At 69.0% G+C, this 13,685-nt stretch carries 12 protein-coding genes; 6 read left to right on the top strand and 6 right to left on the bottom strand.

The genetic code is table 11. The annotated features are described in order from the left end of the window. Positions 1 to 118 precede the first annotated feature (118 nt). The gene (locus ACIBVN_RS25720; RefSeq protein ID WP_185078019.1) at positions 119 to 343 is read right to left on the bottom strand and encodes a hypothetical protein; all 225 of its coding nucleotides are present in this window, start codon (positions 341 to 343) and stop codon (positions 119 to 121) included. Between the two features lie 154 nt (positions 344 to 497). On the opposite strand from ACIBVN_RS25720, the gene ACIBVN_RS25715 reads away from it, so the two are divergent. The 3 genes from ACIBVN_RS25715 (at position 498) to ACIBVN_RS25705 (ending at position 5,300) form a co-directional block, all read left to right on the top strand. After that, positions 498 to 1,061: an HhH-GPD-type base excision DNA repair protein gene (locus ACIBVN_RS25715; RefSeq protein ID WP_397140424.1), complete on the top strand. Its 564-nt coding sequence runs from the start codon at positions 498 to 500 to the stop codon at positions 1,059 to 1,061. A gap of 247 nt (positions 1,062 to 1,308) precedes the next feature. Further along, positions 1,309 to 3,402 (top strand): SpoIIE family protein phosphatase, encoded by a 2,094-nt coding sequence (locus ACIBVN_RS25710; protein WP_397140422.1) that lies wholly within the window; start codon positions 1,309 to 1,311, stop codon positions 3,400 to 3,402. A 242-nt stretch (positions 3,403 to 3,644) separates the two neighbouring features. After that, positions 3,645 to 5,300, top strand: coding sequence for an RNA polymerase sigma factor (locus ACIBVN_RS25705; protein ID WP_397140420.1), 1,656 nt, complete (start codon positions 3,645 to 3,647; stop codon positions 5,298 to 5,300). Between the two features lie 309 nt (positions 5,301 to 5,609). Here ACIBVN_RS25705 and ACIBVN_RS25700 read toward each other — a convergent pair whose 3' ends face one another. Then, positions 5,610 to 6,347 (bottom strand): YaaA family protein, encoded by a 738-nt coding sequence (locus ACIBVN_RS25700; RefSeq protein WP_397140418.1) that lies wholly within the window; start codon positions 6,345 to 6,347, stop codon positions 5,610 to 5,612. Between the two features lie 53 nt (positions 6,348 to 6,400). Between ACIBVN_RS25700 and ACIBVN_RS25695 the strand changes: the two genes are divergently transcribed. Next, positions 6,401 to 7,648 (top strand): hypothetical protein, encoded by a 1,248-nt coding sequence (locus ACIBVN_RS25695; RefSeq protein WP_397140416.1) that lies wholly within the window; start codon positions 6,401 to 6,403, stop codon positions 7,646 to 7,648. 435 nt (positions 7,649 to 8,083) lie between these two features. Here ACIBVN_RS25695 and ACIBVN_RS25690 read toward each other — a convergent pair whose 3' ends face one another. Together ACIBVN_RS25690 and ACIBVN_RS25685 are read right to left on the bottom strand one after the other, a co-directional pair. Beyond that, on the bottom strand, positions 8,084 to 8,662 hold the full coding sequence (locus tag ACIBVN_RS25690) for a hypothetical protein (protein ID WP_397140414.1): 579 nt from the start codon (positions 8,660 to 8,662) through the stop codon (positions 8,084 to 8,086). After that, the gene (locus tag ACIBVN_RS25685) at positions 8,659 to 9,264 is read right to left on the bottom strand and encodes a hypothetical protein (protein WP_397140412.1); all 606 of its coding nucleotides are present in this window, start codon (positions 9,262 to 9,264) and stop codon (positions 8,659 to 8,661) included. The genes ACIBVN_RS25690 and ACIBVN_RS25685 overlap by 4 nt, the downstream gene beginning before the upstream one ends. Before the next feature lie 72 nt (positions 9,265 to 9,336). Here ACIBVN_RS25685 and ACIBVN_RS25680 point away from each other — a divergent pair, with 72 nt between their 5' ends. Continuing rightward, positions 9,337 to 10,038, top strand: coding sequence for a GNAT family N-acetyltransferase (locus tag ACIBVN_RS25680; RefSeq protein ID WP_397140410.1), 702 nt, complete (start codon positions 9,337 to 9,339; stop codon positions 10,036 to 10,038). A gap of 181 nt (positions 10,039 to 10,219) precedes the next feature. Here ACIBVN_RS25680 and ACIBVN_RS25675 read toward each other — a convergent pair whose 3' ends face one another. Continuing rightward, entirely contained in the window at positions 10,220 to 10,450 is a 231-nt protein-coding gene (locus tag ACIBVN_RS25675; protein ID WP_043614520.1) for a hypothetical protein, read from the bottom strand. 248 nt (positions 10,451 to 10,698) lie between these two features. Here ACIBVN_RS25675 and ACIBVN_RS25670 point away from each other — a divergent pair, with 248 nt between their 5' ends. After that, entirely contained in the window at positions 10,699 to 12,765 is a 2,067-nt protein-coding gene (locus ACIBVN_RS25670) for a type IIA DNA topoisomerase subunit B (RefSeq protein ID WP_397140408.1), read from the top strand. 298 nt (positions 12,766 to 13,063) lie between these two features. Here ACIBVN_RS25670 and ACIBVN_RS25665 read toward each other — a convergent pair whose 3' ends face one another. Beyond that, on the bottom strand, positions 13,064 to 13,558 hold the full coding sequence (locus tag ACIBVN_RS25665) for a beta-class carbonic anhydrase (protein WP_397140406.1): 495 nt from the start codon (positions 13,556 to 13,558) through the stop codon (positions 13,064 to 13,066). Positions 13,559 to 13,685: the final 127 nt, after the last annotated feature.

The following is a 13,685-nucleotide window of genomic DNA, read 5'->3' as shown; positions in this document are numbered from 1 at the left end:
GCACACCCTCACTCTCTCGTATTCCAGGCGCAAACGGTGCGTAGAACTCGGCCTGGTGACCCCGATGTTATCGGGGACTTCTGGATGGGACTTTACTGAACTTGCGGGCCTTCTTTGTCTACCGGGAACTTCGGGGCGGAGGCGCTGAGTTCACGATCGCGAGCAGGTGCTCGCGAGCGATGCGCTCCACGATCTCCGGCGTCGCCGAGACGCCGAGATGCTGCGCACACGCGCACACGTCGGCCACGCAGCGGTCGATCGTGTCCACGGGCACGGTCAGGAACTCTTCGGCCAGCCTGAGGCTGACCGGTTCCCGTAGGAACCGTGTGGCCAGAGCGAGCATAGATGTGAGATTCCTCTGGAGACCCAGGGGCAAACCCCCAGGAATGCCTGCAGGGCGACTTGCGCTCTCATTTCACCTTTTCTCCGGCGCGTGTCAAGGCTCCGCGATGGTTGTGTTCCCTTCACCAGGGGCCCATTCATGCGAAGCTGTCTCCATGCGCATCCAGCTCGCCCAGCGGAGCGAGGCGGACGAGCTCCTCGGCCGCAGTCCGCTCGCCCTGCTCGTCGGCATGCTTCTCGACCAGCAGATTCCGATGGAGTGGGCGTTCACGGGGCCGTATACGATATCCGAGCGGCTGGGGCACGACCTCACCGCGGGGGAGATCGCCTCGTACGACCCGGAGGCGTTCGCCGAGCTGCTGGCGGGCAAGCCGGCCGTGCACCGCTACCCCAAGTCCATGGCGGCCAGGATCCAGCAGCTCGCGGCCTACCTCGTCGAACACTACGACGGTCAGCCGGAGAAGATGTGGGCCGAGGCGGCCGACGGCAAAGAGTTGTTGAAACGACTGATGGCCCTTCCGGGATACGGCAAGCAGAAGGCCCAGATTTTTCTGGCATTGCTGGGGAAGCAGTTGGGGGTCCAACCGCCAGGCTGGCGTGAGGCGGCCGGACTCTATGGCGAGGAGGGATCACACCGGTCGGTCGCCGACGTGGTCGACGCCGACAGCCTGGCCCGCGTGCGGGCCGCCAAGCAGGAGGCCAAGCGCGCGGCCAAGTAGTTGGCGGCCGGGACTCGGCCTCCGGCAATCTGGCGCTGTAACCTGATCTTGCTGCGCAACGTGGAGCGACTTTGACAGGATGCGTAGACCCTAAAGGCGACCGGGCCGCGGCGGGGGCTTCCGTCCGCCCGTGCCCATCGCCGATGATGTACTGCAGGATCCGGTCGCCCGGAGCTGCGCTACGCCGATACAAAGTTATGGAGATGTGCCGCGTGGGAGACCCTGGCACGCGACGGAGGTGCCGACCATGAGCGCCGAGACCTCCGTTCCCCGTCCCCGGGAGTCGGATGTGGACATCTCAGACTCCGCCCTGTTCCAGGGCATGCTGTCGGAGGCCGAGTTCGCCTTCGCGTTCTTCGACGGCGAAGGCCGCATCAAGCGGGTCAACGACGTGTTCAGCGACGTCGTCAACGTGCCCGCCGAGCGGATGATCGGCAGTCTGCCCGCCGAGGTGCTGGCCGCCGACCTCAGCCAGATCATCAGCCACGCCGTGCAGGCCGTCGTCGAGAGCGACGCGCCGGTCACCGAGAGCCGCGTGCGGGTGCGGTCGGCGGAGGGCGACACCAGGCACTGGTCGCTGTCGTTCTCGCCGGTCCACAACGAGGCGGGCGAGCTGGGCGCGGTCGCCCTGATCGGGCAGGACATCACCGAGGGCCGCCAGACCGAGGAGGCGCTGCGCCGCAGCGAGGAGCGCTACCGCTCGCTGGTCGAGGCCCAGTCGCAGCTGGTCTGGATCACCTCGCCCACCGGCGCCGTCGTGGAGGACGCGCCTCAGTGGCGCGCCATCACCGGCCAGGGCCTGGAGGAATACCTCGCCAGCGGCTGGCTGGAGGTCGTCCACCCCGAGGAGCGCCAGCAGACCGAGGAGGCCTGGAAGGAGGCGCTGCGCGGGCGGACCATGTTCGAGTGGAACTACCGCGTGCGCACCCGCGCCAGCGGCTACCGCCACTTCGAGGTGCGGGCCGTGCCGATCATCAGGCACGGCAGGGTCGTCGAGTGGGTCGGCGCCAACACCGACGTCACGCCGCAGCGCGAGGCCGAGGAGATGCGCGGCAGGCTGACCGACCAGCTCGGCGCCGCCGCCCTGCGCACGGCCCGGCTCCAGGGCGCCACCGCCCAGCTGGCCGAGGCCCTGACCGTGGAGCAGGTCGTGCAGGTCATCATCGACGTCGGCCGCACCGCCCTGGCCGCCGACCGCTCGGCCGTGGCGCTGCTCGACCCCGACCGCGCGGCGCTCAAGCTGATCAACGGCGAGGGCATCCTCGAAGCCTCCGGGGTCACCGGCGACGAGATCCCGCTGTCCCACTCCAACGTGATGACCATGGCGGTCAACAGCCGCAGGCCGGTCTTCGCCGAGTCGCCCGAGTCGCTGAAGGCCCAGCTGCTCGAGGCGGGCGACGACGAGGAGGTCCTGGCCAACTTCCTCACCCACGGCGACGAGCGCGCCTGGGTGGGCCTGCCGCTGCTGGCCGCGGGGCGGGCCTTGGGCGCGCTCCGGTTCTCCTTCACCAGGCCACAGAAGATCTCCCAGGAGGACGGCGTCTTCCTGGAGGCGCTGGCCGGCCAGTGCGCGCTGGCGGTCGAGCGGGCCACGCTGTTCGAGCGTGAGCACCGCACCGCCGAGACGCTCCAGCGCAGCCTGCTGCCCGACCGCCTGCCCGTGGTCAAGGGCCTGGTGCTGGCCCAGCGCTTCCGCTCGGGCAGCCGCCACGTCCAGGTCGGCGGCGACTGGTACGACGCGTTCGTGCTGCAGGACGGGCGTGTCGCGGCGGTCGTCGGCGACGTCATGGGCAAGGGCGTCAAGGCCGCCGCGGGCATGGGTCGCATCCGCAACGCCATGCGGGCGCTGGCGCTGACCAACCCGCCGCCCGCGGCCGTGCTCACGGGTCTCGACCGGGTCTTCGAGGCCACGGAGGAGGAAGAGCAGGTCACGACCCTGGCGTACATGGTGGTCGAGCCGGTCACCGGCGAGGGCACGCTGGCCCTGGCCGGTCATCCGCCACCCGTCCTGGTCTCGCCTCAGGGCACGGCGATCCTGAGCGACGGCGAGCCCGGCACTCCGCTAGGCTGGCCCACCAGCCGAAGGCAGTTCCGGTTCGTGGTGCCGCCCGGCCATACCGCTGTGCTCTACTCCGACGGCCTCGTGGAGAACAGGAAGCGCGGATTGGACGCGGGTTTGGCAGAGCTTTGCAGTGTTGTGACCGAAGCGCCGCCTGAGGTCGTGAGTAGTCCGCATATGTTGCTGGACTTCCTGGTTGACCGGATGTTGTCTGGATATGAACAGGATGATGACGTTACCGCGCTAGCTATTCACGTCCCGCCAGCCACGAAGAGTGACTGAATGAAACAGTCATAACGGTTGCTTTCGGGTATCAGTGCCCGGCTTCCGTACGCACTACTGTCTCGGTCGGCCTAGGGTGGAGGGCAACCGCCGGGAGGTGGCCGTATGGAGCGCAGGGTCGTGCCACAATGCTGTGCAGGTCCGTAGCGGTCCGCACGGCCTCACCGATCTCCGAGAGAGGCAACAGCCCCCCAGCGGGCATCTGGGTCCATTGTCGCCACGCGTTCGTTCGAGAGGTGTTCGTGTCGCCTGCAAGTTCGACTCGCTCGAAGCCACAAGAGCTGAACGAGCCCGTCATTCAGCGACTGCTCGAGCGTGGGCGCTCGCAGGGTTTCCTCGAGTCTGAGGATGTTCGTCAGGCCTTCGAGGAGGCGGACATCCCCATGTCGCACGCCGCCGCGTTCTTGCGGAACCTCAGCAAAGAGGGCGTGACCGTGGTGGTGACCGCCGCGGATTCGGCTGCGCCGAAGAAGTCTCGTGGTCCAGCAAAGCGCCGCACCGCCGCCCCCGTCAAGACCAAGACGGCGGCGGCCGCCAAAGAGCAGCAGCCCGAGACCGTGACCGCGGTCGTGGGCACCGCTGAAGCCGAGCCGGCCGCCAAGAAGGCGGCCCCAGCCAAGAAGGCCGCTCCGGCGGCCAAGAAGGCCGCGGCTCCCGCCGCCGCCAAGAAGGCCGAGCCGAAGAGCGCTGGGCCTGCCGAGACCAAGCCGAAGACATCCGAGCCCAGGTCCGACGCGGAGGACGACGAGGACATCGAGCTCGACGGCGACGTCGAGCTGGAGGACCTCGAGGACATCGACGTCGACGACGAGGAGATCGTCGCCGAGGGTGACTCCGACGAGGGTGACTCCGACTCCGACGACGACTCCGAGGAGGAGCCCAAGCCCGCCGAAGTCGCGGCGTCAGCGAAGAGCGAGGACGAGGTCCTCATCCTCTCTGACGACGACGATGACGCCCCGGTCGCGCAGGTCGCCGCCGCCGGCGCCACGGCCGACCCGGTCAAGGACTACCTCAAGCAGATCGGCAAGGTCCCCCTGCTCAACGCCGAGCAGGAGGTCGAGCTCGCCAAGCGCATCGAGGCGGGCCTGTTCGCCGAGGAGCAGCTCGGCGGCGGGGAGACCGAGGGGCTGCCGGTCGACGTCAAGGCCGAGCTGGAGTGGATCGCCGAGGACGGCCGCCGGGCCAAGAACCACCTGCTGGAGGCCAACCTCCGGCTCGTGGTCTCGCTGGCCAAGCGCTACACCGGCCGCGGCATGCTCTTCCTCGACCTGATCCAGGAAGGCAACCTGGGCCTGATCAGGGCGGTCGAGAAGTTCGACTACACCAAGGGCTACAAGTTCTCCACCTACGCCACGTGGTGGATCCGGCAGGCGATCACGCGTGCCATGGCCGACCAGGCGCGGACCATCCGCATCCCGGTCCACATGGTCGAAGTGATCAACAAGCTGGCCCGGGTCCAGCGGCAGATGCTGCAGGACCTCGGCCGCGAGCCGACGCCGGAAGAGCTGGCCCGCGAGCTGGACATGACGCCCGAGAAGGTCGTCGAGGTCCAGAAGTACGGCCGTGAGCCCATCTCCCTTCACACCCCGCTGGGTGAGGAGGGCGACAGCGAGTTCGGCGACCTCATCGAGGACTCCGAGGCCATCGTTCCCGCCGACGCCGTCAGCTTCACGCTGCTCCAGGAGCAGCTGCACTCCGTTCTCGACACGTTGTCGGAGCGGGAGGCGGGCGTCGTCTCGATGCGCTTCGGTCTCACCGATGGGCAGCCCAAGACGCTGGACGAGATCGGCAAGGTCTACGGGGTGACGCGCGAGCGCATCCGCCAGATCGAGTCGAAGACCATGTCCAAGCTGCGCCACCCGTCGCGCTCCCAGGTCCTTCGGGACTACTTGGACTGACCCGGTTTCACCCGCCGCCCCGCCCGGATCATCAGGGCGGGGCGGCGGCTTTTCCGCCTCGACCGCCCTCCGCCGTGCCCTGCGCCCGGGAGTTGCAGCCGTCACAAAAGTCGCATCCTGAGGCCTCAGGAGTCGTAACTGTCACAAATGGCCTCTTGACCAGCAGTCGCACATGTCACAAGATCGCGTGCTGCGCGCATGGTGCGTGCCGCGCGTGCATGCCGTGCGTTGCCGCGAGGCCTCATGCGTGTTGTGAGACCTTGTGCGTGTTCTGTGGCCTGCCTGTGTGCCCTGCCCCCGTGCGGTGCGTCAGGTGGTGTGCACGTCCAGCGTCCAGGGGCGGCGGGGGCGCGTGGGGGGCGCCAGGTCGACGGCGTGGCCCAGGTCGGTCAGCAGCTTGGCCAGCTCGTCCGGGGTCGACGGGGTGGTGTCCTGCAGCAGGAGGGCGCGGGCGATCTCGCCCCGGGTCGCCTTGGCCATGTGGCTGACGACCTTGCCGTCGCGGAACACCCGTACCGTCACCGAACGATCGCCGGGCTGCCAGGCGCCCGCGTACGTGGCCGAGCGCAGATCCACCACCAGCCCGGACTCACGGTCCAGCTGCTTGGACAGCTGTGGCCGCCAGAACGCGGCCAGCCCGCCGATCGGCGGCAGGTTCACGCCCATCGACAGGCGATAGGGCGGGACCCGATCGGTGATCCGCAACACGCCCCACAGCCCGGAGAAGATCAGCACTGACTCCTCCGCCCGCCTCCTCGCATCGCCTTCCAAGCTCCTCAAACCGAGGTTGTCGTACAGGACCCCGGTATAGAGATCGGCAGCCGGCAGCGTGGGAGCGGTCTTCAGCTCCGCGTTCTTGGCCAGCTCGCCTGCCAGACCCGGCGTCAGGCCGAGCACGTCCAGAGCGTCACGACGTTTGGAGGCCCGTACGAGGGCGTTCAGCACGCGCTTGCGCGGCCTCTCGAGAGCCGGGAACGACAGCTCCGCCAGCGGAGGACCGTCTCCCTCGGACGCCTTGCCCTCCGAGGGCGGCAACAAAATCAGCACGTCGCACAGGATATGCCTGCCCACCGTGGCCCCACCCGGTAACATCCGCCGGGATGAAATGGACATCCCCCTCGGCGCGGCTGCCTCTGGAGACGCTCACGCTGGCCGCACGGCACTTCCTGCCGCTGGCGTTCTTCTACACCGCCGGGCGGGTCGTTCACGATCTCGTGCTGGTGGTCGCCGCCTACGTGGGCGACGTGGACGCGCCCAGGAAGTATCTCGGGTTCGCCGTGATGAGCCTCGCCGTGCTCGCCACCCTGGCCGCGTACGTCGCCATGTTGAGGACGCTCAAGCGCGAACAGCCGGCCGTCATGGAGGGCGAGCCGGAGGAGGACCGGCTGCCCAGGCTCATCGCGCACACGCTGCTGCCGTTCCTGGCCTTCTACGGCGCGTGGGGGTTGTTCGGCGAGGACGTCCGCCAGTACAGCGTCCTGTCCCAGGAACTCTTCGGCGTCCAGCAGATCAAGAATCTTGAGTTCAACCCGCTGCTCGTGACGTGCGCGATCGCCGTGGCGGCCTTCCTGGTCAGGGTCGCGTTCGAGAAGGCCTACGAGCGGGTGCGCAAGGCGCGGCTGGCCCTGGCCACTACCGTGTTCGAGGCGATGTGGATGTTCTTCGCGGTCATCAGCGTCGAGGAGCTCATCTCGGGTGGCGTCGACTGGGTGACCTCCAGGACGGTGTGGACCGGGGCACGTGAGGCCGTCACGAGCGCGCTCTCCCCGGTCCTGGACGTGGTCGGCACCGTGCTGCCCGAGCCGAAGGACGCGCTCCTGCTGCCGCTGGTGTGGCTGACCATCGCCGCGGTGGTGTTCGGCCGCGAGGCGGGCGACGTCGACGCCGCCGTCGCCGGCACCCGGGTGGAGCAGCGGGCCGGCCGGATGTGGACGGCCGCGCCGGCACCGGTGCGCAACGTCGCCGAGTTCGTCTCGCGCGACCTGCGCGGCAAGTACCTGCCCATGATCGACGGGCTGCGCGTGGCCCTGCGCGCGGGTGCGATCTTCTACCTGACCTTGTGCCTGTGCTACCTCGTGCTGGAGGTGGCCAGGAAGTGGGTGTTCATCGGTGTGCTGCAGCTTGTCGGGCCGCACGAATCCGCCTGGTGGACCCTCTGGCACGGCCCGATCCAGTACCTGGTGACGGTGGTCTACGAGGTGCTCAGGATCAGCCTGCTTGCGGCCGCGCTTGGCCTGGCGCTGGGGGCGGCGCCAGCCGTACGAAACCGGTCACGCGACTCAGACGGACCTCAACCTGCAGAGAGCCGACCGCTTCCGCCGGAACCACGAAGGACGCCTGCCACCTGATCTCTTCGCCCGGCCGCACCGGGAGCGGCCGGTACTTCTTGTCCACGCGGAAGCAGACGCTCTGCACGTCGGGCACGCCCGGCAGGCGTTCGTGCCGATCCCAGACCCGGTCGGCGGCGTCACGCACGGCCGCCTCGCACCCCTTGGCCATGGCCTTGCCCGCGGCCTCGTCGGCCGGGGTGACCCCGATGACGGCGGTCACCGCCTGGGTGCCGCTGGGCAGCGGGTCCTCGCTGGTGCTGGGCGCCAGGCTGATGAGGCGCCACTGCGAGCCGCCGAAGCGGGCGGCGGCGCCCGGCGCTGCCTCGACGGGGTCGCCGCCCATGGTCAGCTTGTAGTCCTCCAGCTTCGGCACGACCTGGACCGCGACCAGCGCCGCGGCCGCGACGACCAGGCCGAGGCCGTAGCGCAGGCGTGTAGCGGTGAGCTGCTTCATCAGGACACCTGCTCGACGTTCACGGTGGGGGCGGGCGCGGCGGCCTGAGCCGCGGTGATGCCCAGGTCGACGTGCACGGCGGGGCCGAGCGCGCCGCTGAGCCGCTGGATGCCGCCGCGGTACGGGGGCGCGGTGATGACCAGGACGGCGCCGGGGAGGGCCGCGGGCGGGAGCTCGAAAGCGAGCGGGCCCGAGCTCGGGATCCCGGCCTCCAGGTTGGAGTTGGCGAAGCCGAAGAAGCGGTCGGTGGCGCCGTACTCGGTGCCGTCCTGTGCGCGGAGGACCGCCTTACCCAGCCCGACCCGCTCCTTGGTCGCGGTGGCGGTGGTCCTCAGCACCACCCACAGGCCGCGGGTGTCCCGCGCGGGCGTGCTGGAGGTGTTCGTGATCATCAGCCGGCGGCCGATCTCGACGCCGTCCACGCGCAAGGTGTACGGCTGGGTGGCCACGTCCTGCCTGAGGCCGCCGGTCGAGGCGATGGGCTCGTAGATGCGATCGGCGTCGGGGACGAGCCGCTGGAGGCCTCCCAAGGCGGCCAGGAGCAGTGTTCCCGTGACTATTGAGGTGACCCTTCTCACGCATGCTCCAGGACGGTCTCGAATGTCCCCATGACCTTGTCCTTGTACCAGAGCGAGGTGCCAGAGCTGTAGCCGCGCAGTGACCAGCTCGGCTCGTACACCTCGTCCATGATCGACATGGTGAGCTTCTTCGGGTCGCCCACCTCGCCGGGCACCTCCCACGAGAAGCGCGCCTGCTCGGGCAGGCCCGGGTTGAGCAGGGTGCCGATCTCGTCCTGGCGCAGTGCCCGGTACCTGTTGACGTTGAAAGCGCCGAGCTCCTTGCCGTCGACCTTCACCTGCAGGTCTATGAACGCCTGGAGCAGGTCGGTCGGCTGCTTGCTGACGTTCTTGACGTCCAGGACGAGGACCAGGTAGCGGCCCGGGGGACCCTGGGTGTATTCCGGGTTCTTGGTGGTGAAGTACGCCCTGCGGAGGGTGAACTGGAACCGGTGACCGGTCACGGTCTGGCCGAGACTCAGCCGGGGCGGCTCGTGCTTCGCCTCGGCCAGCCCGCCGAACGGCCAGGAGATGACGAAGGGCAGCACGATCGCGCCGGTGATGACGGCGAACCAGACCCATGCGCGGCTCCGCCACCGCTTTCCGGACGATGAGGGGTTCACCCGGGGCATCCTAATGTGCACGGTGTGATGTCTGATGCTGTTTGTCGGTGTTCGCTTGGCTAGAATCCTCCGATGCGCTTCGACCTGCTCGTCCACGAGGCCTGGCCCGCCTACGAACAGCGGCGGCACGACGGCTGGGTGCTGCGTTACGCCGGCGGCGTGACCAAACGGGCCAACTCGGTGCTGGCCCTGGAGCGACCTGCCGATCTGAACGGGGCCATCGAGGCGGCCGAGGCGTTCTACCGCGAGCGCGGGCAGCGGTGCGTCTTCTCGGTGGGGACCCAGGCCCTGCCCGGGCTGGACGAGGAGCTCGAGGCCAGAGGGTATGAGCTGGTCGACCCGACGGTCGTCATGGCCGCCGGCGCGCTCGCGCCCGTTCCCGGTCTGCACGAGGTCAGGATCGAGGATCGGCCCTGGCCGGGATGGCTCCGGACGTGGTGGGCCGTGGACGGGCGGTACGGCAGCGGTCTGGAGGCGGCGGAGCGCATCTGCACCGGCGTGCCGGCCTGGTACGGCGCGTACGAGGAAGACGGCGTGGCGCTCGCCGTCGGCCGGGCCGTCCCGCAGGGGGACACGGCCGGGATCTACTGCATGGCCACGCTGCCCGAGGCCCGCCGTCGAGGGCTGGCCCGCGCGGTCCTGCAGGCGTTGGTGCGGCACGCGGACGCCGGATCCGCCTACCTGGTCACCACCGCGCCCAACCTGGCCGCGCAGGCGCTGTATCGCGGCGCGGGCTTCGAGGTCGCGGGCCGGTACCACTACCGGGTCCGCTGACTGGGGGCGCCGTCACCATCTGGGGCCTGAGCGGCGCACGAGGCCCTGCCACGGGCGCGCAGGGCTGTGGCACAGCGGCATCGAAGGGGGTTCTTGAACACAGAACGGCGGCCCCGGACGGGCCGGGGTCGCCGTTCTGTGTAATGCGATATGTGGTTATCTCAGCACGACCAGCGCTGCGTCAGCGCTCGTCGTTAGGGGCAATTGAAGGGGTTTCGCTGAGTCGAGCCGACTCGTCCAGGATGTCGGCGCCCTTTTCGCGCAGCGCTGCGATGTGCTGACGCCCGTGGTGGGCGCAGAACAGCAACTCCCCACCCACGGGCAGGGTCGCGCGAATGTAGGCCTGGGCGCCGCAGCGGTCGCAGCGGTCGAGGGCCGTCAGCGGCTTAACGGGGGCGAGAGCTCCAGTCACGTATCGCCTTTCGGGTCACCCCCGCCGAAGCGAGGATCTGGGCGTCAGTCACTTGGAACAACATCTAACCGGACGTGGACGTTCCCAACCGCCCGGTCTCTACGCCCAGAGCGGAATGTGTCCCAAAGTAATGACGATCAGCCGGTTGGTAACGGCAAACGTGACGGCGTGGCAAGCTTGTACGCGCGCGTGTGGGAAGAACGGTAGGCTACGCACACGTGTTCGATGCCTAGACCAGGGGAGCTGGAGTGACGCTAGTGGAGGCGGGTTACACGGCTCGTCACCTGTCGGTGCTTGAGGGCCTGGAAGCAGTCCGCAAGCGCCCGGGCATGTATATCGGGTCCACCGACAGTCGCGGGCTCATGCACTGCCTCTGGGAGATCGTGGACAACGGCGTCGACGAGGCGCTCGCGGGTCACTGCGACCGGATCGAGGTCGAGCTCTACGCCGACGGCTCGATCGAGGTGCGCGACAACGGCCGGGGCATCCCCGTCGACATCGAGCCCAAGACCGGACTGGCCGGGGTCGAGCTGGTTTACACCAAGCTGCACGCGGGCGGCAAGTTCGGCGGCGGCTCCTACGGCGCCTCCGGCGGCCTGCACGGCGTGGGCGCCTCCGTGGTCAACGCCCTGTCCTCGCGGGTGGACGTGGAGGTCGACCGTGACGGCCGCGTGCACGAGATCAGCTTCCGCCGCGGCGTCCCCGGCATCTTCGACGGCCCCGGGCCCAGCGCGAAGTTCAAGAAGAAGTCCGGGCTCCGGATCGGCGACAAGCGCCCCAAGAACCCCACCGGCACGCGCGTGCGCTTCTGGGCCGACAAGCAGATCTTCCTGCCCGACGCCGAGGTCTCGCTCGACGAGATCCACGTGCGGCTGCGGCAGACCGCGTTCCTGGTGCCCGGCCTGACCCTGGCCGTCTACGACAGCAGGCACGAGGAGCGCATCGAGGAGGAGTTCCGCTTCGACGGCGGCATCTCCGAGTTCACCGAGTTCCTGGCCCGCGACGAGCCCGTCTGCGACGTGCTGCGCCTGCAGGGCGAGGGCCACTTCCACGAGACCGTGCCGGTCCTCGACGACCAGGGCCACATGACGCCCACCGAGGTGCAGCGCGAGCTCACCGTCGACGTGGCGGTCCGCTGGGGCAAGGGATACGAGTCGACCGTTCGCTCGTTCGTCAACGTGATCTCCACCCCCAAGGGCGGCACTCACCTGACCGGGTTCGAGCGCGGCCTGGTCCGCACGATCAACGAGCTGCTGCGCGAGACCCGCCTGCTGAAGAACGGCGACGATCCCGTCACCAAGGACGACATCTCCGAGGGCCTGACCGGCGTGGTCACGGTCCGGGTGCCGGAGCCGCAGTTCGAGGGCCAGACCAAGGAGGTGCTCGGCACCTCGGCGGCCACCCGCATCGTCTCCCATGTGGTCTCCCGCGAGCTCAGGGAGCTGTTCACCAACCCGCCGCGCGGCTACAAGCAGCCGCTCCGCGCCGTCCTCGAGAAGATCGTCGCCGCCGCCAAGGCCCGCATCGCGGCCCGCGAGCACCGCGACAATCAGCGGCGCAAGAGCGCGTTGGAAAACTCCGCGCTCCCGGCCAAGCTGGTCGACTGCCGCAACGACGCGGTGGACCGCAGCGAGCTGTTCATCGTCGAGGGTGACTCCGCGCTCGGCACGGCCAAGCTGGCTCGCGACTCGGAGTTCCAGGCGCTGCTGCCCATCCGCGGCAAGATCCTCAACGTGCAGAAGGCGTCCGTGAGCGACATGCTCAAGAACGCCGAGTGCGCCGCCATCATCCAGGTGGTCGGGGCCGGGTCCGGGCGCTCGTTCGACATCGAGGCCGCCCGCTACGGCAAGATCATCCTGATGGCCGACGCCGACGTGGACGGCGCCCACATCCGCTGCCTGCTCCTGACGCTCTTCCACCGCTACATGCGGCCGATGGTGGAGGCGGGGCGCGTGTTCGCCGCGGTGCCGCCGCTGCACCGCATCGAGCTGACCAACCCCGGGCGGGGCAAGGAGAAGTACATCTACTGCTACTCCGACGCCGAGCTGCAGAAGGTGCTGCGGGATCTCGAGCGGCGCGGCAAGCGGTGGAAGGACCCGGTGCAGCGTTACAAGGGTCTGGGCGAGATGGACGCCGACCAGCTGGCCGAGACGACCATGGACCCGCGGCACCGCATCCTGCGCCGGGTCCGCATCGAGGACGTCCAGGAGGCCGAGGCCATCTTCAACCTGCTGATGGGCAGCGACGTGGCGCCTCGGCGGGAGTTCATCGTCAAGAGCGCCGCCGAGGTGGACCGCGACCACATCGACGCCTAGCGAGGGCTGAGCGGCGGCTGTCTCTTCAGACGGTTTCGGCTGCCGCTCCACGCGTCGGTGGTTCAAGGCGTTCCTGAAGGGCCGCTGCGGGGTGTGGGCATCGGGTGGGGATGCTTGCCGGACACGCAGGCGCGTCTCTGAGGCGTCCGTAGGGCTCTGCGGGCGGTCGTCTGGGCTGGGAAGCCGGGCGGAGCCCCGCAGGTCGTCGTGGGGGCTCTGACGCTACAGGGCGGTGTGCGGGGTTCGCGTGCCCGGTCGTGCCGTACGACCGGCACAACCGGGCACCAGGAATGTGCTCTCAGAACGGCGCAGGCGTCAGGCGCCCGGTGTGGACGTCGTAGATGGCGCCCGCCACCGGCATGCCCTCCGGCAGGAACGGCGTGGATGCGATGCGGGTGAGGTCGTGGCGGAGCGCCTCGATCTGGTCGGGCACCGTGTGGAACTCCAGGCTCCGAGTGTCCACCCCGCGCTCCTGGGTCAGGGCGTGCACGTCGGAGTCCGTCACCTTGGCCATGCCGCAGTCCGTATGGGGCATGACGAGGACGCGGTCCACCCCGAGCAGGTAAACGGCCAGCACCAGGGTACGCAGGACGTCGTCCGTCACCCGGGCGCCGGCGTTACGGAGGATCTTGGCGTCGCCGGCTTTCAGGCCGAGCAGGCCGAGCGGGTCGATGCGGGAGTCCATGCAGGTCACCACGGCCAGCCCGCGGGCGGCCCGGCCGGTGAGCCCGGAGTTGCCGAACTTCTTGGCGAATTTCGCGTTGGCGGCATACAGGTCGTCGAACGCACTCATGCCACAAATGATGCACCGTGCCTCATAGCTGGTGGTGAACGGGGTCGCGACTGGCCAGAGTTGGCAAACATCCCACGAAAGCGCGTCACTTTGCGTGATGATGTCGTAGCCCTTTGTACGTGATCGA

Source organism: Nonomuraea sp. NPDC049400, from assembly GCF_044466425.1.
Lineage (GTDB): Bacteria > Actinomycetota > Actinomycetes > Streptosporangiales > Streptosporangiaceae > Nonomuraea.
Note: the sequence above shows the minus strand (reverse complement) of the source record. Positions and strands in the feature narration are given on the sequence as shown.